Genomic DNA, 19,863 nt, shown 5'->3' on the forward strand with positions numbered 1-19,863 from the left:
GGATCCCGTGCTCGATAGAATTAAAGCCTGCTTTACTGAAAGCATTCAAACCCAAATTGCAGCAGCGGAAGCTCTCCCGGATGCCATCTCCCGTGCGGCCTTGACCCTGGTACAGTCGCTGCTCAATGGCAACAAAATCCTCTGTTGTGGCAATGGCACCTCTGCCGCCAACGCACAGCATTTTGCTGCCAGCATGATTAATCGTTTTGAAACAGAGCGTCCTGGTTTACCCGCCATTGCACTAAATACCGATAATGTGGTCTTAACCGCAATTGCCAACGATCGCCTGCATGACGAAATCTACGCCAAGCAGGTTCGCGCGTTAGGCCACGCAGGTGATGTTCTGCTGGCCATTTCCACGCGCGGCAATAGTCGGGACATCGTGAAAGCCGTTGAAGCTGCCGTCACCCGCGATATGACCATCGTCGCACTCACCGGCTACGACGGCGGTGAGCTGGCTGGTCTGCTGGGCCAGCAGGATGTCGAAATCCGCATTCCGTCTCATCGCAGCGCGCGAATTCAGGAAATGCATATGCTCACTGTTAACTGCCTGTGCGATTTGATTGATAACACGCTTTTTCCACACCAGGACGATTAAGGAGAACACATGAAGGCTCTCTCGCCCCTCGCCATCATTCTTTCTGCGCTACTGCTACAAGGATGCGTTGCCGCAGCGGTAGTCGGAACGGCAGCTGTCGGCACCAAAGCCGCCACGGACCCGCGTACGGTCGGTACTCAGGTTGATGACAGTACGCTGGAACTGCGCGTCAACAGCGCGCTGTCGAAAGACGAGCAAATTAAGAAACAGGCGCGGATTAACGTTACCGCCTATCAGGGCAAAGTCCTGCTGACCGGTCAGTCTCCGGTGGCGGATCTCTCCGCGCGCGCGAAACAAATCGCCATGGGCGTCGAAGGCACAACGGAAGTCTTTAACGAAGTGCGTCAGGGCCAGCCAATTGGTTTAGGTACCGCCTCTTCCGATACCTGGATTACGACCAAAGTGCGCTCTCAGCTGCTGGGCACCGATCAGGTCAAATCGTCAAACGTTAAAGTAACGACCGAGAATGGCGAAGTGTTCCTGATGGGTCTGGTCACGGAGCGTGAAGGTCGTGCGGCGGCAGATATCGCCAGTCGGGTAAGCGGCGTATCGCGTGTGACCACCGCCTTTACCTATATCAAGTAAGTCCCCCAAATAGTCCCGGCTCGCGCAATGCTGAGCCGGGTGACGAACCGGGCAAGGCGTTAGCCGCAGCCCGGGATTTCCTCAGAGTAACGCCAGTCCGCCAACCACCGCGCCGCATAGGGCCACCAGCCCACCGGTCAGCCACAGCGCTTTCGCCGGAAAAGCCTTACGCAACATAATCAACGACGGCACGCTGACCGCAGGCAGCGTGATGAGCAGCGCCAGCGCCGGGGCAAACCCCATTCCCGCCAGCATCATGGTTTGGACGATAGGGATCTCCGCCGCGGTAGGGATGACAAACAGACAGCCGGCTATCGCCATCGCCACCACCCAGAACAGGGTATTCCCCACCACGCCATCGGCATGCGGGAACAGCCAGACACGTGCCGCCCCCAGCACCAGGACCGCCAGAATATAGACCGGGATAGTATTCCAGAACAGGGTCCAGAGTGCGCTCAGCCAGCGGGTGAAAAAAGGCCCCTGTGCGGTACCATCGACAGCCGGAAGATCTGACGGTTGCGTTGCCGCCTCTTTGACCCATTTTTGCACCAGCGTCGCCACGATCAACACCGTTGCCAGCCCGGCAGCCAGGCGAATCAACGCAAACTGCCAGCCCAGCACAAAGCCCATAAACACCAGCGTTGCCGGATTCAGCAGCGGGTTGCCCATCCAGAACGCCAGCGCGCCGCCCATCGATACCTGCTGCTTACGCATCCCCGCCGCAACCGGTGCGGCGCAGCAAGTACACATCATACCAGGCAGAGAAAACAGCACCCCTGAGAGCGTACCGCGAAATCGCGATTGGCCCAGCGTACGCAGCAGCCAGTCGCGCGGGATCAGCACCTGAATCAGCGAACCGAGCAGGACGCCCAGCACCGCCGCTTTCCACACCGCCAGGAAGTAGACCACCGCGTAGTCCCATGCCGCTTTTAGCGGGTTGGCGTCGGCCTGGGCCAGGATCGATTTACCGATACTGTGCGTTTCTGCGGCCGTAAACGCCTTGCCATAGTAAGGCTGCCATTTGACGAACCACAGGCCAACGATAACAACGAGAAAAAAGAGTGCGGGCTTCCACCATTGAAACGGTGACGCCGCCTGAGATGAAGACTGACCAGCCATAGCATTCCCCAGGAAAGATGTGGTGATATGATGTGAAGCGCAGAATACTACGCTTCGCTGGCCGCAATTTCACGCAGTTTTGCCGATGGCAGAATCGTCACGCCTTCCCGGCCAGGGGTCAGCGCTTCGCTCAGCATCGCTTGCGCCACCTCATGGGCATGGATAGATTTCCAGTTTCCCGGCAGCAATCGGAATAATGGCGCCAGCACCGCTTCATTTGCCCTTTTTTGCTCTCGATCGCCCAGCAGCATCGACGGGCGCAAAATCGTCAGACGCGTCCACGGCTGCGCACGCAGCGCCTCTTCCATTTCGCCTTTAACGCGGTTGTAGAAGAACATCGAATGCGGATTGGCCCCCATCGCGCTGACCACCAGCATGTGCTTCGCGCCCAGCCGGAGCCCGGTGAGCGCCGTATCCACCACCAGCTGGTAGTCAGCCTGAATGAAGGCGGCTTTGCTGCCCGCGTCTCGCAGCGTGGTCCCGAGACAGCAAAACACGATATCAACAGGGTCAACAACCTGCGCCAGCGCATCGCTCAGCTCAGGCGCGTGGGGATTTAGCACCCCCTCTGCGTCCGCCAGCGGGCGGCGGGTCGCTGCGGTTATCGCCGCAATGTCCGGCGCCTCGATCAGCATTCGAAGTAAGTGCCCACCAACTAATCCGGTAGCCCCTGTTATTAGCACCTGACTCATTATGCCCCCTGAAAAATCAGCCCTTCAGCGGCGGATGCCGCGGTAACAAGAGTATGCGGGAAATGTGAGACTCTGCACGCCCGTGCGGGCTTTCACTCGCTATCCGGGTGACGTAGCCAGTGTAACTTGGTGCCAAACCCCAGCGTGTTATCGGTGAATTTGAGCTCATCCGGGCGGATTTCCCAGACCGGCGCACGCAGCATCCTGGCGATCGGAAAGCGGCTGACGTACCGCGCGCGCATCGTCTCTTCCTCGTGACCTGAAAGACGACGAATTTCACCTTTGAACTGGACGCCGCGAATACGGGCAACGGTTTTCGGCTGGCCATTGACGGTGCCGGCGACCTTTGCGCGCAGGCCGGTCATCTGCCCGTGGCGGGTACTGTCATCACTCAGGAGATAGAAGGCGACGTTTTGCGAGTCATACACATAGAACGCATTGGCGCACCACAGCTCTCCGTCGCTGGCAACGCACCAGCTAATCACATGCTGTTTGCCAAGCCAGCGGCTGATAGCAGCAAGCGTATCCATCTTTACTCTCCGGTATGTTATGGTGCAACTACCTTAACATACCGATCTTTCTACCGTGCGCTGGTTTCTCTATCTGATACGTACCGCCGATAATCGCCTTTACACCGGGATCACTACCGATGTTGCACGCCGTTTTTGTCAGCATCAGGATGGCAAGGGAGCAAAAGCATTGCGCGGAAAAGGCGAACTGCAGCTGGCGTTCAGCCAGGAAGTTGGTGAACACTCACTTGCGCTACGACTGGAGTATCGCATCAAGCAGCTAACGAAGCGCCAGAAAGAGCGCCTCGTTGCCGGAGATGGTTCTTTTGAGACTCTGCTGGAGAGCCTCAGAGGCGGTTAAAGCGATCGCAGTACTCTACCAGCCCATGCACCCCTTCCAGCGCGTCATCGGCCAACGGGCGCACCTGGAACGCCTCGCCGGTATCCGGCCAGCGGCAACGCAGATCGAAGCGGGCAGCCGGCTCAAAGCCGAGGCGGCCGTAGAAGGCCGGCTCGCCCAGCGTCACCACTGCGGCATAGCTAAACTCATTCAATGAATCCAGCCCTTCGTAGACCAGCTGGCTGCCGATTCCCTGGCCGCGATAGTTTTCATCTACCGCCAGCGGCGCCAGTCCGACCCACTGCAGCTCTTCGCCTTCAACGGAGACCGGGCTGAAGGCGACATAGCCAATAACCTGCCCTTCATCATCTGTCGCCACCACGCCCAGCGTGATCAGGCCGTCTTCACGTAAATCGTGCACCAGCTGCGCTTCGGCATCGCTGCCAAACGTACGGCGCAGTAACGCGTCGATTCCCGGTGCATCAATCCCAATTTCAACTCGAATCAGCATGCCTCACCTACCGATGTCTGTTCAGGTTTCCGCGGGCCGTTCAGCCCCGCTTCAACAAAGTCAGCCAGCTGCAGCAGCATCACGCGCAGCGCTTTTGGCATCTGCTCCAGCTCAATGGCATCCATCAGGTTTTTTACATACAGCCCCAGCTCAGTATCACCTTCGATGACCAGCCGACGCTGGAAGAACAATGTATCCGGATCCTGTTTACGCGCGGCGATCATCAGCAGATCGCTGGCATCGGCGCTGAAGCTCACATCCGCTTCGGCCGTAGCGCTGACCACCAGACGCCCTTCGCTCACCGAGGTATACCACAGCAAACCGATATCACGCACATTAATACTTAACCAGCGGCCTTCGAGAAAATCCAGTTCGCCCTCTTCCAGAGCCTGACGAAACTGCCAGCTTAATACCTGCTCCAGCACCTGGCGCTTGAGGGCAAAAGGCGCCAGCTTAACCGGCACGCTCATCAAAGACGGGCCAAAGTGGACCAGCCGGGAACGCAATTTATCCAACACAAGCCTTACTCCATGAAAGCAATAGTTCCGCTATTGTGCCATATCAAATAAACGACATAGCGGCGTAAATCAACAAAATCACCACAACGGGTACCAATTATTGGCGCCGCCAATACGCTTTTAACTGCCTCAAATCAAAAATTGTCACCAGAAGGTTAACTAAAATCCCTGCTCATTAACCCTATCAGCGTCCCTACGGGCCGCATTTTTCAGGAAAAATTATGGAGCTGCTCTGCCCAGCCGGCAACCTTCCGGCACTTAAGGCGGCCATCGAAAACGGTGCCGACGCCGTCTATATCGGGCTGAAAGATGACACCAACGCCCGCCACTTTGCCGGCCTTAATTTCACCGAAAAGAAACTGCAGGAGGCCGTTAGCTTTGTGCATCAGCACCGTCGTAAGCTGCATATAGCGATCAACACCTTTGCACATCCTGACGGTTATGCCCGCTGGCAGCGTGCGGTAGACATGGCGGCACAGCTGGGCGCGGATGCCTTAATCCTTGCCGATATCGCCATGCTGGAATACGCCGCAGAGCGTTATCCGCATATTGAACGCCACGTTTCGGTACAGGCGTCGGCAACCAACGAAGAGGCGGTGCGTTTCTATCATCGCAATTTCGATGTCGCCCGCGTTGTGCTACCGCGCGTGCTGTCAATTCATCAGGTAAAACAGCTCGCCCGCACGACGCCGGTTCCGCTGGAGGTCTTCGCCTTCGGCAGCCTGTGCATCATGGCAGAAGGCCGCTGCTACCTCTCTTCTTACCTGACCGGCGAATCGCCGAATACCGTCGGCGCCTGTTCACCTGCGCGCTTTGTCCGCTGGCAACAAACGCCGCAGGGTCTCGAGTCACGCCTCAACGAAGTGCTGATCGATCGCTATCAGGATGGTGAAAATGCGGGTTACCCGACGCTGTGCAAGGGTCGCTATCTGGTAGATGGCGAGCGCTATCATGCGCTGGAAGAGCCAACCAGCCTGAATACGCTGGAGCTCCTGCCGGAACTGATGGCGGCAAATATTGCGTCGGTGAAAATTGAAGGTCGCCAGCGCAGCCCCGCCTACGTCACCCAAGTGGCGAAAGTATGGCGCCAGGCGATCGATCGCTGCAAAGCCGATCCGCAAAACTTTATTCCGCAATCCGCATGGATGGAGACGCTCGGTGCCATGTCCGAAGGGACACAAACCACCCTTGGCGCCTACCACCGTAAATGGCAGTGAGAAAAGTAATGAAATATTCATTAGGGCCGGTGCTTTACTACTGGCCGAAAGAGACGCTGGAAGATTTTTACCAGCAGGCCGCACGATCCAGTGCTGATACGATCTATCTGGGCGAAGCCGTATGCAGCAAACGCCGCGCCACCAAAGTGGGCGACTGGCTGGAGATGGCGAAAGCGCTGGCGGGCAGCGGTAAGCAGGTGGTGCTCTCCACGCTTGCGCTGGTGCAGGCCTCTTCCGAACTCAACGAGCTGAAGCGCTATGTCGATAACGGTGAATTTCTGATCGAAGCCAGCGACCTTGGCGTCGTCAATATGTGCGCAGAGCGCAAACTGCCTTTCGTCGCCGGACATGCGCTCAACTGCTATAACGCCGTCACCCTGCGTCTGCTGCGTAAACAAGGAATGATACGCTGGTGCATGCCGGTTGAGCTGTCTCGCGACTGGCTGGTGAACCTGCTCGCCCAGTGCGAAGAGCTCGGTCTCCGCGACCAGTTCGACGTGGAAGTCCTGAGCTACGGCCACCTGCCGTTGGCCTATTCCGCTCGCTGCTTTACCGCACGTTCCGAAGATCGCCCGAAAGATGAATGTGAGACCTGCTGCATCAAGTACCCGAACGGGCGCAGCGTGCTGTCCCAGGAAAATCAGCAGGTGTTTGTCCTGAACGGTATTCAGACCATGAGCGGCTATGTCTATAACCTCGGCAACGAACTGGCGTCGATGCAGGGGCTGGTCGATATGGTGCGCCTGTCACCGCTGGGTAACGATACCTTTGCTATGCTCGATGCCTTTCGCGCCAATGAAAACGGCGCCTCGCCGCTGCCGCTGATCGCCAACAGTGACTGCAACGGTTACTGGAAACGACTGGCCGGGCTGGAACTGCAGTCCTGAAAATAGCTCGCTTTGTTAACAGCATGCTTCGTCTTTTCATGCAGTATGAAAGCTGCAGCTTTTCTGGCTGGCGCTCGCTGAATGCGCCAGGCTGGAAGAAGACCTTCAATCTGATGACGATGCTGTAACAAAGTGAGCCTTTATGACTGACAAATCTATTCCGTTCTCGGTGCTCGATCTGGCACCGATCCCCGAGGGTTCTTGCGCCAAAACGGCCTTCTCACACTCTCTGGATCTCGCTCGCCTGGCTGAAAAACGCGGCTATCATCGCTATTGGCTGGCGGAACATCACAACATGGTTGGCATTGCCAGCGCCGCAACATCGGTGCTTATCGGCTATCTGGCGGCGAATACCACGACGCTGCATCTGGGATCCGGTGGCGTGATGTTACCCAACCATTCACCGCTGGTGATCGCCGAACAGTTCGGTACGCTCAATACCTTGTATCCAGGACGTATTGACCTGGGGCTTGGCCGTGCGCCGGGCAGCGACCAGCGGACGATGATGGCGCTCCGCCGCCATATGGGCGGGGATGTTGATAACTTCCCGCGCGATGTCGCCGAACTGGTGGACTGGTTTGATGCCCGCGATCCCAATCCGCACGTGCGCCCGGTTCCCGGCTACGGAGAGCAGATCCCGGTGTGGCTGTTAGGCTCCAGTCTGTACAGCGCACAGCTGGCGGCACAGCTTGGGTTGCCCTTTGCCTTCGCGTCGCACTTTGCGCCAGATATGTTATTCCAGGCGCTGCATCTCTACCGCACCCAGTTCAAACCGTCCGAGCGCTTAGCGAAACCGTACGCCATGGTATGTATTAATATCATCGCCGCCGATAGCAACCGTGATGCCGAATTCCTGTTCACCTCGATGCAACAGGCATTCGTGAAGCTGCGTCGCGGCGAAACCGGTCAGCTCCCGCCGCCGGTGGAAAATATGCATCAACTGTGGTCCGCCTCAGAACAGTATGGAGTACAGCAGGCGCTCAGCATGTCGCTGGTAGGGGATAAAGCCAAAATCCGCCACGGGCTGGAGTCCATTTTGCGGGAAACCCAGGCCGATGAGCTGATGGTGAACGGCCAGATCTTCGATCATCAGGCGCGCCTGCATTCGTTTGATTTAGCGATGCAGGTGAAAGAGGAGTTGCTGGGGTAGTTTTTTGCCGGATGGCGACGGCGTCTTATCCGGCCTGCTCGCTTCGGTAGGCCCGGTCAGCGTCGCGCCACCGGGCGTTCTGTTTACTGGTAAACAGGCAACAGATTAAAGCTCGACAGGAAATGCACGATGATGTTACCGGCACCAAACAGCAGAATCAGCACAATCATCGGCGTTCCGCCCCAGACACGAAACTGTGGGCTACCGAAGCGCTTGCGCGATGCGCGGGCCAGCAGCGCCGGGACAATCGCCGCCCAGACGGTTGCGGCCAGACCGGCATAGCCGATGGCATACAGGAAACCATTGGGCTGCAGCAGGCCGCCAATGATCGGTGGAACAAAGGTCAGAAGCGCGGTCTTAAAACGGCCGAGAGCAGAATCATCAAACCCAAACAGGTCCGCCAGGTAGTCAAACAGTCCCAGGGTGACCCCAAGGAAAGAGCTGGCAACGGCGAAGTTCGAGAACACCACCAGCAGCAGGTCCAGACTACGGCTGTTGAGCACCCCGCTCAATGCCTGTACCAGCACATCTATGTTACCGCCCTTCTGCGCGATGCCGATAAACTCAGGGCGTGGAATGTTGCCCATCGTCACCAGTAACCAGACGACATACAGCCCGAGGGCCAGCAGCGTACCGTACACCAGGCAGCGGATAATGGTCCGGGGATCTTTGCCATAATACTTCATCAGGCTCGGTACGTTACCGTGATAGCCAAAGGAAGCCAGGCAAAACGGCAGCGTCATCAACAGGTACGGCGTGTAGGATGCATTCTTTTCGGCGACGTTAAACAGTGTCGTCGGCTCAACGTGCCCCAGCAGACTTCCAAAGGTCAGGAAGAAGGTAATAACCTTCGCTCCCAGTACGATTGCCGTCATTCGGCTCACCGCTTTGGTACTCAACCAGACGATAAAAGCCACCAGCAGCGCAAAGCCAAAGCCCGCAGCCCGCGCCGGCACATTCAATGAAAGCTCCGCGAAGGTATGGTGCAGTATGGAGCCGCTGGCCGAGATATAGGCGTAGGTCAGGATATAGAGCACAAAAGCGATCGACAGGCCGTTGACCAGATTCCAGCCTTTACCCAGCAGATCTTTCGTGATGGTGTCGAAGCTGGAGCCAATGCGGTAGTTCAGGTTCGCTTCCAGAATCATCAGTCCGGAATGGAGCATGCAAAACCAGGTAAAGATCAACGCAGCCAGCGACCAGAAGAACCACGCACCGGACATGACCACCGGCAGCGAAAACATGCCTGCGCCAATGATGGTTCCGCCGATTATCACCACGCCGCCAAACAAGGACGGTCGGGTTGCCGTAGTGGTAAGTGTCGCCATTTGCCGAAATCTCCAGTCATTCATGCTTTTCGTTGTTAACGCGCAGCACTGTACCAGTACACGAGTACAAAAGAAATAAAAAAAGCCCCAATCATTACGATCGGGGCTGTATTATTTACTTTACGCTAGCGGAGTGCGCTAATTACGCATCGCCACCAAAACGACGACGGCCAGCGGAATCATCACGGCGCGGAGCCGCAGCGGCATCATCACGACGCGGAGCACGAGCACCGTCACGACGTTCGCCGCTGAAACGACGACCATCACCACGGCCGCCTTCGCGACGCTCACCACCACCGAAGTTGCGGCCGCCTTCACGACGTTCGCCACCGAATGCGCGACCGCCTTCACGGCGCTCACCACCGCCACGACGTTCGCCGCCACGGTCCGGACGCGGCTGAGCATCGCCCAGCAGCTGCATGTTCATCGGCTTGTTCAGGATGCGAGTACGAGTGAAGTGCTGCAGAACTTCGCCCGGCATGCCTTTCGGCAGTTCGATCGTGGAGTGGGTACCGAACAGCTTGATGTTACCGATGTAACGGCTGCTGATGTCGCCTTCGTTAGCGATAGCGCCAACAATATGACGAACTTCAACGCCATCATCGCGGCCCACTTCAATGCGATACAGCTCCATATCGCCCACGTCACGACGTTCGCGCTTAGGACGATCTTCACCGCTACGCTCCGGACGGTCGCCACGCGGACCACGGTCGTTGCGGTCGCCACGGCGCTCGAAACGATCGTCACGGTCGCGGAATTCACGCTTAGGACGCATCGGCGCATCCGGCGGCAGAATCAGCGGACGTTCGCCCTGAGCCATTTTCAGCAGAGCTGCGGCCAGAGTTTCGATATCCAGCTCTTCACCTTCAGCAGACGGCTGGATTTTCGCCAGCAGCGCACGGTACTGATCCAGATCGCTGCTTTCCAGCTGCTGCTGAACTTTAGCGGCAAATTTTTCCAGGCGGCGTTTGCCCAGCAGTTCTGCGTTCGGCAGTTCTACTTCCGGAATCGTCAGCTTCATGGTGCGTTCGATGTTACGCAGCAGGCGGCGTTCACGGTTCTCAACGAACAGCAGCGCGCGGCCAGCACGACCCGCACGACCGGTACGGCCGATACGGTGAACGTAAGACTCGGAGTCCATCGGGATATCATAGTTAACAACCAGGCTGATACGCTCAACGTCGAGGCCACGAGCCGCAACGTCGGTCGCAATCAGGATATCCAGACGACCATCTTTCAGACGCTCCAGAGTCTGCTCACGCAGCGCCTGGTTCATGTCGCCGTTCAGCGCGGCGCTGTTGTAGCCGCTACGCTCCAGCGCTTCAGCCACTTCCAGGGTCGCGTTTTTGGTACGAACGAAGATAATCGCCGCATCAAAATCTTCCGCTTCCAGGAAACGCACCAGCGCTTCATTTTTACGCATACCGTAAGCAGTCCAGTAGCTCTGGCTGATGTCCGGGCGAGTCGTGACGCTGGACTGGATGCGCACTTCCTGCGGCTCTTTCATAAAGCGGCGGGTAATGCGACGGATCGCTTCCGGCATGGTGGCAGAGAACAGAGCGGTCTGATGACCTTCCGGGATCTGCGCCATAATCGTTTCTACGTCTTCGATGAAGCCCATACGCAACATTTCGTCAGCTTCATCCAGTACCAGACCGCTCAGTTTAGAGAGATCAAGAGTACCGCGCTTCAGGTGGTCCAGCAGACGACCCGGGGTACCCACAACGATTTGTGGTCCCTGGCGCAGAGCACGCAGCTGCACGTCATAACGCTGGCCGCCGTAAAGGGCTACCACGTTTACGCCGCGCATATGTTTAGAGAAGTCCGTCATTGCTTCAGCGACCTGTACCGCCAGTTCGCGGGTCGGCGCCAGCACCAGAATTTGCGGTGCTTTCAGCTCAGGATCAAGATTGTTCAGCAGCGGTAAAGAGAACGCTGCGGTTTTACCGCTACCCGTCTGGGCCATACCCAGAACGTCGCGGCCGCCCAGAAGATGCGGAATGCACTCAGCCTGGATCGGAGATGGTTTTTCGTAACCCAGATCGTTAAGCGCTTCAAGGATGGGAGCCTTCAGGCCCAGATCTGCAAAAGTGGTTTCGAATTCAGCCATGTAGTACGTGTGCCTCAAAATTAATGGCGGCCAGTCTACATAACTCAACGTGAAAATTTAGAGTAATTTTCATTGAAAAGTGTGAACCGGCTCAAAGTAGGTGTATTAACGAACAACAACGCCCTCACCCGTTAAGGTGATGGCAAACAAAAAAATGGGCTGATGTGTTCGTCAGCTATTGCTGGTCCGATTCTGCCAGGTCATCTTGCTCCTGGCCCAAGAGCGATAATTCCAACAATGCGTATCGGTGCTCAACGTAGTTGTGAACGTTGTTTGCGACCGCCAGTTTGAACAGTGCCGTAGCGCTGTCCTTGTCCCCCAGACTTAGGTAGTACTTACCTAAATAGAAGTTGGTTTCACTGAGATGCTCAGCGAGCGAGGTGTTATCCGTTGCGTCTGCCTTCAAACGGTCCATCAACGTTTTTTCGTTGATGTCGCTAAGGTAGAACTCGACAATGTTCCATCCCCATTGTTCTTTATCCGATTTGTCGAAGCGCTGTTTCAGTGCTTCAAGCGCCTGCTTCTCGTCGAGTTTACGCTCAGCGAGGTAAAGCCACAGGCTACGGAAAGGATCATTGGGATCGTCTTGATAAAACGCCAGCAGATCATCTTGCGCTAACTTAGCGCGACCGCCGTAATAAAGGGCGATACCGCGATTTAAGTGCGCGTAGTTGTAAGTTGGATCAAGCTCAAGTACAGAATCAAACGCTTCATAGGCAGCATCAAAATTGCCTGCCTGCGTTAAATAAATGCCTAAGTAATTGAATACTTCAGGCATATCAGGTCGGATTGCCAACGCTTGTGAAAAATCATTTCGCGCTAATGCCCTCAGACCGAGACTATCATACAACACTCCGCGTTCATATAAAAGCTGTGCGCGTTCGTCATCGGTTAAAGCCCGACTGGCAAGAATTTGTTCCATGCGCGCCAGAATCACTTCTTGCTGCAAAGTCGGTTGCAATGGCACCGCGAGGACTGCGTCCTTACGCCAGGCAGAGTTGCTGCATCCTGCCAGCGTGAGAGCTGTCGCCACGAAACACCAGCGCAAAAAAGGCTTCATTTCCCACTCCCGAAGACAACGATTGGATGAACGTCCAGTTCCCCGGCTGCAAACAGGGCGTCCTGCCCGTAATACGCCCTCCGCCAACGCGGAGGGCAAACGGCAACCTTACTCGCCTTGCTCAGCAACCGGAGCTTCCGGTGCAGCGGCAGGCTGAGTCTGTTCAGCTGCTTCTTTAATGCTCAGACGAACGCGGCCCTGACGGTCAACTTCCAGAACTTTAACCGGCACTTCCTGACCCATCTGCAGGTAATCGGTCACTTTCTCTACGCGCTTGTCAGCGATCTGAGAGATGTGGACCAGACCTTCTTTACCGCCGCCGATGGCAACAAATGCGCCAAAGTCAACGATACGGGTCACTTTACCATTGTAAACACGGCCAACTTCGATCTCAGCCGTGATCTCTTCGATACGACGGATAGCGTGCTGCGCTTTATCGCCATCGGTTGCTGCGATCTTCACGGTACCGTCATCTTCGATTTCGATGGTAGTACCGGTCTCTTCAGTCAGCGCACGAATCACAGAGCCGCCTTTACCGATCACGTCTTTGATCTTGTCCGGGCTGATCTTGATGGTGTGGATACGCGGTGCGAATTCAGAGATATCGCCGCGCGGCGCGTTAATCGCCTGCTCCATGACGCCCAGGATGTGCAGACGTGCACCTTTCGCCTGGTTCAGTGCAACCTGCATGATCTCTTTGGTGATGCCTTCAATTTTGATATCCATCTGCAGTGCAGAGATACCGTCGCGGGAACCCGCCACTTTGAAGTCCATATCACCGAGGTGGTCTTCGTCACCCAGAATGTCAGACAGAACGACGTAGTTGTCGCCTTCTTTCACCAGACCCATCGCGATACCCGCAACGGCAGCCTTCACCGGCACACCAGCATCCATCAGCGCCAGAGAAGCACCGCACACGGAAGCCATGGAGGAAGAACCGTTAGATTCGGTGATTTCAGATACCACGCGAACGGTGTACGGGAATTCTTCGGTGGTCGGCATCACGGCCAGTACGCCGCGCTTAGCCAGACGACCGTGACCGATTTCACGACGCTTCGGTGAACCCACCATGCCAGTCTCACCGACAGAGTACGGAGGGAAGTTGTAGTGGAACAGGAAGGAGTCAGTACGCTCGCCCATCAGTTCGTCAATGTTCTGCGCATCACGTGCGGTACCCAGGGTCGCAGTCACCAGCGCCTGAGTTTCGCCACGGGTGAACAGTGCGGAACCGTGAGTACGCGGCAGTACGCCAGTACGAACATCCAGACCACGAATCATATCTTTTTCACGGCCATCGATACGCGGCTCGCCTGCCAGTACGCGGCTACGTACGGCATTTTTCTCGATAGCGTGCAGGATTTCACCCAGTTCGTTAGCGTCCAGGGTTTCGTCTTCAGCAATCAGAGTCGCGATAGTTTCCGCTTTGATCACGTCAATCTGAGCGTAACGCTCTTGTTTATCAGTGATACGGTAAGCATCGCTCAGACGCGCTTCGGCCAGGGCAGCAACGCGCGCATTCAGCGCTTCGTTGACGGCTTCAGGCTGCCAGTCCCAGCGCGGTTTACCCGCTTCTTTAACCAGGTCGTTGATGTTCTGAATGACAATCTGCTGCTGCTCGTGGCCAAAGACCACCGCACCCAGCATCTGGTCTTCGCTCAGCAGTTCAGCTTCAGATTCAACCATCAGCACGGCCGCTTCGGTACCGGCAACCACCAGGTCCAGCTTACTTTCTTTCAGCTCATCCTGAGTCGGGTTCAGAACGTACTGGTCGTTGATATAACCAACGCGAGCAGAACCGATAGGACCGTTGAACGGAATACCTGACAGAGACAGCGCTGCGGAAGCACCAATCATCGCCACGATATCCGGGTTAACCTGCGGGTTAACGGAAACAACGGTGGCGATAACCTGAACTTCGTTGACGAAGCCTTCCGGGAACAGCGGACGAACCGGGCGGTCAATCAGACGCGCGATCAGGGTTTCGCCTTCGCTTGGACGGCCTTCACGACGGAAGAAACCACCCGGGATTTTACCTGCTGCGTAAGTACGCTCTTGATAGTTAACAGTCAGCGGGAAGAAGTCCTGACCTGGCTTCGCTTTTTTCTGACCAACAACGGTAACGAATACCGCAGTGTCATCCATGCTAACCATGACAGCAGCAGTGGCCTGACGAGCCATCATGCCGGTTTCCAGCGTTACGGTATGTTGGCCGTACTGGAATTTACGAACGATCGGATTTAGCAAAATTCTATCCTTTATATCAATAGGTGACGCGATATCCACGACATAGCGTCAGTTGACCCGATCTCCTGCATCCTCGCGACTAATGACAACCTTTACCCGCCCCTGCGGATCAAGCCTCTCATTAGCCGCGCGAACCTCTGCACGAAGATCATTAATAGCAACAATACATGAGTTTTTAGTGAATTGCTGCCGCCTGGTCGAAAAAAGGGGCCCTGAGGCCCCTTTTTCTGAAACTCGCAGAATTAGCGACGCAGACCCAGACGCTCGATCAGCGAAGAGTAACGTGCAACATCTTTACGTTTCAGGTAGTCGAGCAGTTTACGACGCTGGGAAACCATGCGCAGCAGACCACGACGGCTGTGGTGATCTTTTTTATGCTCGGAGAAGTGACCCTGCAGATGGTTAATCTGTGCAGTCAGCAGTGCAACCTGAACTTCGGTAGAACCGCTGTCGTTTTCGCCACGACCAAACTCAGAAACGATTTTTGCTTTAGCTTCAACGCTTAGAGACATTTTAAAACTCCAGATTTAAAAGAAAGAAAGGGTGCCGATCTCTAATTCAGCGACCCCTGATGCAACGTCCGAAAATGTTAAAACACTTTTGCGGACGTTAAGCGGCGATATTCTACCCGCAGCCGGCTTTTATCGCAAGAACAGCCCTCAAGCTGGGTATTCGACAACCAGACGACGCGGCGCCACGCGGCCTTCATCGTCAATCTCACCCATACCGAGAAACTTACCCTCTTCACCTTCAGTGACCCGCACCAGGCCCTGTAACGGGGCGCCTGCTGTACGGACCGGGTTGCCATTCTTAAAGTAAACAGCCGATGTTTCGGGAATATTAACCAGAGGATAGTCCGACGCCGGGCTGTCCATCGGCATCAGCAGCGGATCGAGCAGCTGCGCGGCAGGAATATCCTGCGCCATGGCCTGTTCAACCAGCGCCTGCAGCTGCTCCAGCGTCACCATCCGCTCAACCGGATATTTGCTGACGGCCAGACGACGCAGATAAATAACGTGTGCGCCACAGCCCAGTTTCTCACCCAGATCGTCAATAATCGTCCGGATATAGGTGCCTTTGGAGCAGTGAATTTCCAGCTCCAGCTCATCCCCTTCGTGGCGGATAAACAGCAGCTCATAGACGTTAATCGGCCGGGCTTCACGCGGGACGTCAATCCCCTGACGGGCATATTCGTAGAGCTTTTTCCCCTGGTATTTCAGCGCCGAATACATCGACGGTACCTGTTGGGTTTCGCCGCGGAAACTGTCCAGCGCCGCCGCCAGCTGTTCGTCGCTGAAGGTCAGCGGGCGCTCTTCCACCACCAGGCCATCGGCATCAGAGGTGTCGGTACGCTGTCCGAGCTTCGCAATCACACGATAGCGCTTATCGGAATCCAGCAGATACTGGGAAAACTTCGTGGCTTCCCCGAGACAAATCGGCAGCATGCCGGTTGCCAGCGGATCCAGCGCACCGGTGTGCCCTGCGCGATTCGCGTTATAGATACGTTTGACTTTCTGCAGTACATCGTTGCTGGACGCGCCCTGAGGTTTATCCAGCAACAGCACGCCATGCACATCGCGACCGCGACGACGAGGACGACTCATCAGTCCTCCTTGCTGTCGTCCGGGTTCACACGACGCTCATCGTCATGCTTCACCACGCTGGTCACCAGGTTAGACATACGCATCCCTTCAACCAACGAGTTATCGTAGAAGAAGGTCAGTTCCGGCACGATACGCAGTCGCATCGCTTTCCCCAGCAGGGAACGGATAAAGCCGGATGCTTCCTGCAATGCTTTAATACCGGCTTTCACCGCGGCTTCGTCTTTGTCGTTCAGAAAGGTCACGAAGACTTTGGCATAAGCCAGATCGCGAGACATTTCAACACCAGAAACGGTGGTCATCATGCCCAGACGCGGGTCTTTAATTTCGCGCTGCAGGATGATAGCAATCTCTTTTTGCATCTCCTGAGCCACGCGCTGCGGGCGACCAAATTCTTTCGCCATAATAAATTCTCCAGATAAAGACAAAAAAGGGGCCATAAGCCCCTTTTTAGAATTATTGCCGGGTGGCGCTATGCTAACCCGGCCTACGCTAGTCAATCGTCTAAGGATGTTGGGTGGCAACAAGGCGGCAGGCTCGTGACAAATTCATCGGGGACGAATTTGAACAACCGAAGGCTGGCCTCCGGTGAGAGAGACAGAGGTCTCTCATCAATCCCCGGGAGCATAGATAACGATGCGACCGGGGCGAGCGAGCGCAGCCAACGCGTGGCGGCCCAAAAACCGACGAAGATTAGGCGATGGTACGCTGGATCTCGATGATTTCGAACACTTCGATCATATCGCCAACGCGAACGTCGTTGTAGTTCTTCACGCCGATACCACATTCCATACCGTTACGGACTTCGTTAACGTCATCTTTGAAGCGGCGCAGGGATTCCAGCTCGCCTTCATAGATAACCACGTTGTCGCGCAGAACGCGGATTGGGTTATGACGTTTGATCGTCCCTTCGGTAACCATACAGCCCGCAATAGCGCCAAATTTCGGCGATTTAAAGACATCACGGACTTCAGCCAGACCGATGATCTGCTGTTTCAGTTCCGGAGAGAGCATACCGCTCATCGCCGCTTTCACTTCGTCGATCAGGTTATAGATGACGGAGTAGTAGCGCAGATCCAGGCTTTCCGCTTCGATAACTTTACGTGCAGATGCATCGGCACGTACGTTGAAGCCGACCAGGATGGCGTTGGATGCCGCAGCCAGGGTCGCGTCGGTTTCGGTGATACCACCTACGCCAGAACCGATGATCTTCACTTTGACTTCGTCGGTAGACAGTTTCAGTAAAGAGTCGGAGATCGCTTCGACAGAACCCTGAACGTCCGCCTTCAGTACGACGTTCACTTCGTGAACTTCGCCTTCAGTCATGTTAGCGAACATGTTCTCGAGTTTAGATTTCTGCTGGCGCGCCAGTTTAACTTCACGGAATTTGCCCTGACGATACAGCGCAACTTCACGCGCTTTCTTCTCGTCACGAACAACGGTCACTTCATCACCCGCAGCCGGAACACCGGACAGACCGAGGATTTCCACCGGAATGGACGGACCCGCTTCCAGAACTTCCTGACCCAGTTCGTTACGCATCGCACGAACGCGACCGTATTCGAAGCCGCACAGAACGATGTCGCCCTTGTGCAGAGTACCTTCGCGAACCAGAACGGTTGCTACCGGACCACGACCTTTATCCAGGAAGGATTCGATAACCGCGCCGCTGGCCATACCGTTACGTACAGCTTTCAGCTCCAGAACTTCAGCCTGCAGCAGGATAGCATTCAACAGGTCATCAATACCGGTACCCGCTTTCGCAGAAACAGGGATGAACTGAGATTCGCCGCCCCACTCTTCCGGCATAACGCCGTACTGAGACAGTTCGTTTTTAACGCGATCCATATCCGCTTCAGGTTTGTCGATCTTGTTGACCGCAACCACTACCGGCACCTGAGCTGCTTTTGCGTGCTGGATAGCTTCGATAGTCTGTGGCATCACGCCATCGTCGGCAGCAACAACCAGAACAACGATATCCGTTGCCTGCGCACCACGAGCACGCATCGAGGTAAACGCGGCGTGCCCCGGAGTATCCAGGAAGGTGATCATCCCATTTTCGGTTTCAACGTGGTATGCACCGATGTGCTGGGTAATACCACCCGCTTCGCCGGATGCCACTTTGGTTGAACGAATGTAGTCCAGCAGAGAGGTTTTACCGTGGTCAACGTGACCCATGATGGTCACAACCGGTGCACGGGCTTCTGCCGCCGCGCCGGTATCACGGTCGCTCATTACCGCTTCTTCCAGCTCGTTCTCACGACGCAGGATAACTTTGTGGCCCATCTCTTCGGCAACCAGCTGTGCGGTTTCCTGGTCGATGACCTGGTTGATGGTTGCCATCGCGCCCAGCTTCATCATCGCTTTGATGACCTGAGAGCCTTTGACCGCCATCTTGTTAGCCAGCTCGCCAACGGTGATGGTTTCACCGATGATAACGTCACGGTTTACAGCCTGCGCAGGCTTCTGGAAGCCCTGTTGCAGAGAAGAACCTTTACGCTTGCCGCCTTTGCCGCCACGAACGGCTGCACGGGCTTCTTCACGATCGGCTTTTGATTCGGCGTGCTTGTTGCCTTTCTTCGGACGCGCAGCTTTGCTGTTGCGACCGCGGCCACGGCCGCCTTCTACTTCGCGATCGTTATCATCTTCAGCCTGACGAGCGTGCTGAGACGTCGTCACGTGATAATCGCTGGTTTCTTCTGGAGCTTCTGGCGTTTCGGTCCAGTTCTTTTCGTTTTCTGCAGCCATACGGCGTGCTTCGTCCGCTACGCGGCGCGCTTCTTCTTCAAGCTTGCGACGTGCTTCTTCTTCCGCTTTACGTTTCAGCTCTGCTGCTTCGTTTTCACGGCGGATCTTTTCAGCCTGGGCGCTTTTTGTCATGTCGTCGGTTTGTTGATTGCTCACTTTGTCTTTTTCCGCAGCTTCACGTTTCGCTTTCTCAGCGACTTCACGTTTAGCTTGTTCTGCGGCCTCACGTTCAGCTTTTAATTGCGCCTCTCGCTTGGCAGCTTCTTCTGCCTCGCGATGGGCTTGCTCTTCCGCTTCACGCTGCGCCTGCTCTTCCGCGGCAAGGCGTTCTGCCTCTTGCGGGTCGCGTTTCACAAAGGTGCGCTTCTTGCGGACTTCGATTTGTACCGATTTACTTTTACCACCGGTACCTGGAATATTTAACGTGCTGCGCGTTTTGCGCTGCAGCGTCAGCTTGTCGGGCGCCGAACCGTGTTCACGGTTCAGGTGCGTCAACAAGGTCTGCTTCTCTTGCGCCGTCACAGAATCATCAGCCGATTTGCGAATCCCTGCATCAGCAAATTGCTGTATCAGGCGATCCACAGAGGTCTGAATCTCTGAGGCCAGCGCTTTAATGGTCACATCTGTCATGCTGTTCCTTCCTGCT

At 55.8% G+C, this 19,863-nt stretch carries 20 protein-coding genes; 6 read left to right on the forward strand and 14 right to left on the reverse strand.

Going from position 1 to position 19,863, the window contains the following annotated elements:
- Positions 1-7: 7 nt before the first annotated feature.
- Positions 8-598, forward strand: a complete 591-nt coding sequence (gene diaA / locus ROR01S_RS06905; RefSeq protein ID WP_004868024.1) for a DnaA initiator-associating protein DiaA — start codon at positions 8-10, stop codon at positions 596-598.
- 9 nt (positions 599-607) lie between these two features.
- The gene (gene dolP, locus ROR01S_RS06910) at positions 608-1,183 is read left to right on the forward strand and encodes a division/outer membrane stress-associated lipid-binding lipoprotein (RefSeq protein WP_004868028.1); all 576 of its coding nucleotides are present in this window, start codon (positions 608-610) and stop codon (positions 1,181-1,183) included.
- 81 nt (positions 1,184-1,264) lie between these two features.
- Here the strand turns inward: dolP and ROR01S_RS06915 are convergent, their stop codons facing one another.
- The 3 genes from ROR01S_RS06915 to ROR01S_RS06925 all read right to left on the reverse strand — a co-directional run bounded on the left by ROR01S_RS06915 (position 1,265) and on the right by ROR01S_RS06925 (position 3,524).
- Positions 1,265-2,302, reverse strand: coding sequence for a permease (locus ROR01S_RS06915; protein WP_004868030.1), 1,038 nt, complete (start codon positions 2,300-2,302; stop codon positions 1,265-1,267).
- 47 nt (positions 2,303-2,349) lie between these two features.
- Positions 2,350-2,994 (reverse strand): NAD(P)H-binding protein, encoded by a 645-nt coding sequence (locus tag ROR01S_RS06920; RefSeq protein WP_015585665.1) that lies wholly within the window; start codon positions 2,992-2,994, stop codon positions 2,350-2,352.
- A gap of 92 nt (positions 2,995-3,086) precedes the next feature.
- Complete coding sequence (locus ROR01S_RS06925) at positions 3,087-3,524, reverse strand: YhbP family protein (RefSeq protein WP_004868037.1); 438 nt, start codon at positions 3,522-3,524, stop codon at positions 3,087-3,089.
- A gap of 55 nt (positions 3,525-3,579) precedes the next feature.
- Between ROR01S_RS06925 and ROR01S_RS06930 the strand changes: the two genes are divergently transcribed.
- Positions 3,580-3,864 (forward strand): GIY-YIG nuclease family protein, encoded by a 285-nt coding sequence (locus tag ROR01S_RS06930; protein ID WP_004868040.1) that lies wholly within the window; start codon positions 3,580-3,582, stop codon positions 3,862-3,864.
- Here the strand turns inward: ROR01S_RS06930 and ROR01S_RS06935 are convergent.
- Together ROR01S_RS06935 and ubiT are read right to left on the reverse strand one after the other, a co-directional pair.
- Positions 3,851-4,354 (reverse strand): GNAT family N-acetyltransferase, encoded by a 504-nt coding sequence (locus ROR01S_RS06935; protein ID WP_004868043.1) that lies wholly within the window; start codon positions 4,352-4,354, stop codon positions 3,851-3,853. The two genes, ROR01S_RS06930 and ROR01S_RS06935, sit on opposite strands and share 14 nt — an antisense overlap.
- Complete coding sequence (gene ubiT / locus ROR01S_RS06940) at positions 4,348-4,872, reverse strand: ubiquinone anaerobic biosynthesis accessory factor UbiT (protein WP_004868045.1); 525 nt, start codon at positions 4,870-4,872, stop codon at positions 4,348-4,350. Before ubiT ends, ROR01S_RS06935 begins: the two co-directional genes overlap by 7 nt.
- A 221-nt stretch (positions 4,873-5,093) precedes the next feature.
- Here ubiT and ubiU point away from each other — a divergent pair, with 221 nt between their 5' ends.
- From ubiU to ROR01S_RS06955, 3 genes are all read left to right on the forward strand, one after another.
- On the forward strand, positions 5,094-6,089 hold the full coding sequence (ubiU, locus tag ROR01S_RS06945; protein WP_004868047.1) for a ubiquinone anaerobic biosynthesis protein UbiU: 996 nt from the start codon (positions 5,094-5,096) through the stop codon (positions 6,087-6,089).
- 8 nt (positions 6,090-6,097) lie between these two features.
- Positions 6,098-6,976 (forward strand): U32 family peptidase, encoded by an 879-nt coding sequence (locus ROR01S_RS06950; protein WP_015585664.1) that lies wholly within the window; start codon positions 6,098-6,100, stop codon positions 6,974-6,976.
- A 142-nt stretch (positions 6,977-7,118) separates the two neighbouring features.
- Positions 7,119-8,126, forward strand: a complete 1,008-nt coding sequence (locus ROR01S_RS06955) for a luciferase-like monooxygenase (protein ID WP_004868051.1) — start codon at positions 7,119-7,121, stop codon at positions 8,124-8,126.
- Between the two features lie 83 nt (positions 8,127-8,209).
- Here ROR01S_RS06955 and mtr read toward each other — a convergent pair whose 3' ends face one another.
- The 9 genes from mtr to infB all read right to left on the reverse strand — a co-directional run bounded on the left by mtr (position 8,210) and on the right by infB (position 19,847).
- On the reverse strand, positions 8,210-9,454 hold the full coding sequence (mtr, locus tag ROR01S_RS06960) for a tryptophan permease (protein WP_004868052.1): 1,245 nt from the start codon (positions 9,452-9,454) through the stop codon (positions 8,210-8,212).
- A gap of 142 nt (positions 9,455-9,596) precedes the next feature.
- Positions 9,597-11,564 (reverse strand): DEAD/DEAH family ATP-dependent RNA helicase, encoded by a 1,968-nt coding sequence (locus ROR01S_RS06965; RefSeq protein ID WP_004868054.1) that lies wholly within the window; start codon positions 11,562-11,564, stop codon positions 9,597-9,599.
- Positions 11,557-11,637, reverse strand: a complete 81-nt coding sequence (yrbN, locus tag ROR01S_RS26975; RefSeq protein ID WP_099001532.1) for a protein YrbN — start codon at positions 11,635-11,637, stop codon at positions 11,557-11,559. Before yrbN ends, ROR01S_RS06965 begins: the two co-directional genes overlap by 8 nt.
- 102 nt (positions 11,638-11,739) lie before the next feature.
- Complete coding sequence (gene nlpI / locus ROR01S_RS06970) at positions 11,740-12,624, reverse strand: lipoprotein NlpI (RefSeq protein ID WP_004868058.1); 885 nt, start codon at positions 12,622-12,624, stop codon at positions 11,740-11,742.
- A 108-nt stretch (positions 12,625-12,732) separates the two neighbouring features.
- Entirely contained in the window at positions 12,733-14,868 is a 2,136-nt protein-coding gene (gene pnp, locus ROR01S_RS06975) for a polyribonucleotide nucleotidyltransferase (RefSeq protein WP_004868062.1), read from the reverse strand.
- A 242-nt stretch (positions 14,869-15,110) separates the two neighbouring features.
- The gene (rpsO, locus tag ROR01S_RS06980; protein ID WP_004868066.1) at positions 15,111-15,380 is read right to left on the reverse strand and encodes a 30S ribosomal protein S15; all 270 of its coding nucleotides are present in this window, start codon (positions 15,378-15,380) and stop codon (positions 15,111-15,113) included.
- Between the two features lie 147 nt (positions 15,381-15,527).
- On the reverse strand, positions 15,528-16,472 hold the full coding sequence (truB, locus tag ROR01S_RS06985) for a tRNA pseudouridine(55) synthase TruB (protein ID WP_004868069.1): 945 nt from the start codon (positions 16,470-16,472) through the stop codon (positions 15,528-15,530).
- Positions 16,472-16,873: a 30S ribosome-binding factor RbfA gene (rbfA, locus tag ROR01S_RS06990; RefSeq protein WP_004106092.1), complete on the reverse strand. Its 402-nt coding sequence runs from the start codon at positions 16,871-16,873 to the stop codon at positions 16,472-16,474. The genes truB and rbfA overlap by 1 nt, the downstream gene beginning before the upstream one ends.
- A gap of 289 nt (positions 16,874-17,162) precedes the next feature.
- Positions 17,163-19,847, reverse strand: a complete 2,685-nt coding sequence (gene infB, locus ROR01S_RS06995; RefSeq protein WP_004868071.1) for a translation initiation factor IF-2 — start codon at positions 19,845-19,847, stop codon at positions 17,163-17,165.
- Positions 19,848-19,863 lie beyond the last annotated feature (16 nt).

Origin of the sequence: Klebsiella ornithinolytica NBRC 105727 = ATCC 31898 (assembly GCF_001598295.1) — a bacterium.
GTDB classification, from domain to species: domain Bacteria; phylum Pseudomonadota; class Gammaproteobacteria; order Enterobacterales; family Enterobacteriaceae; genus Klebsiella; species Klebsiella ornithinolytica.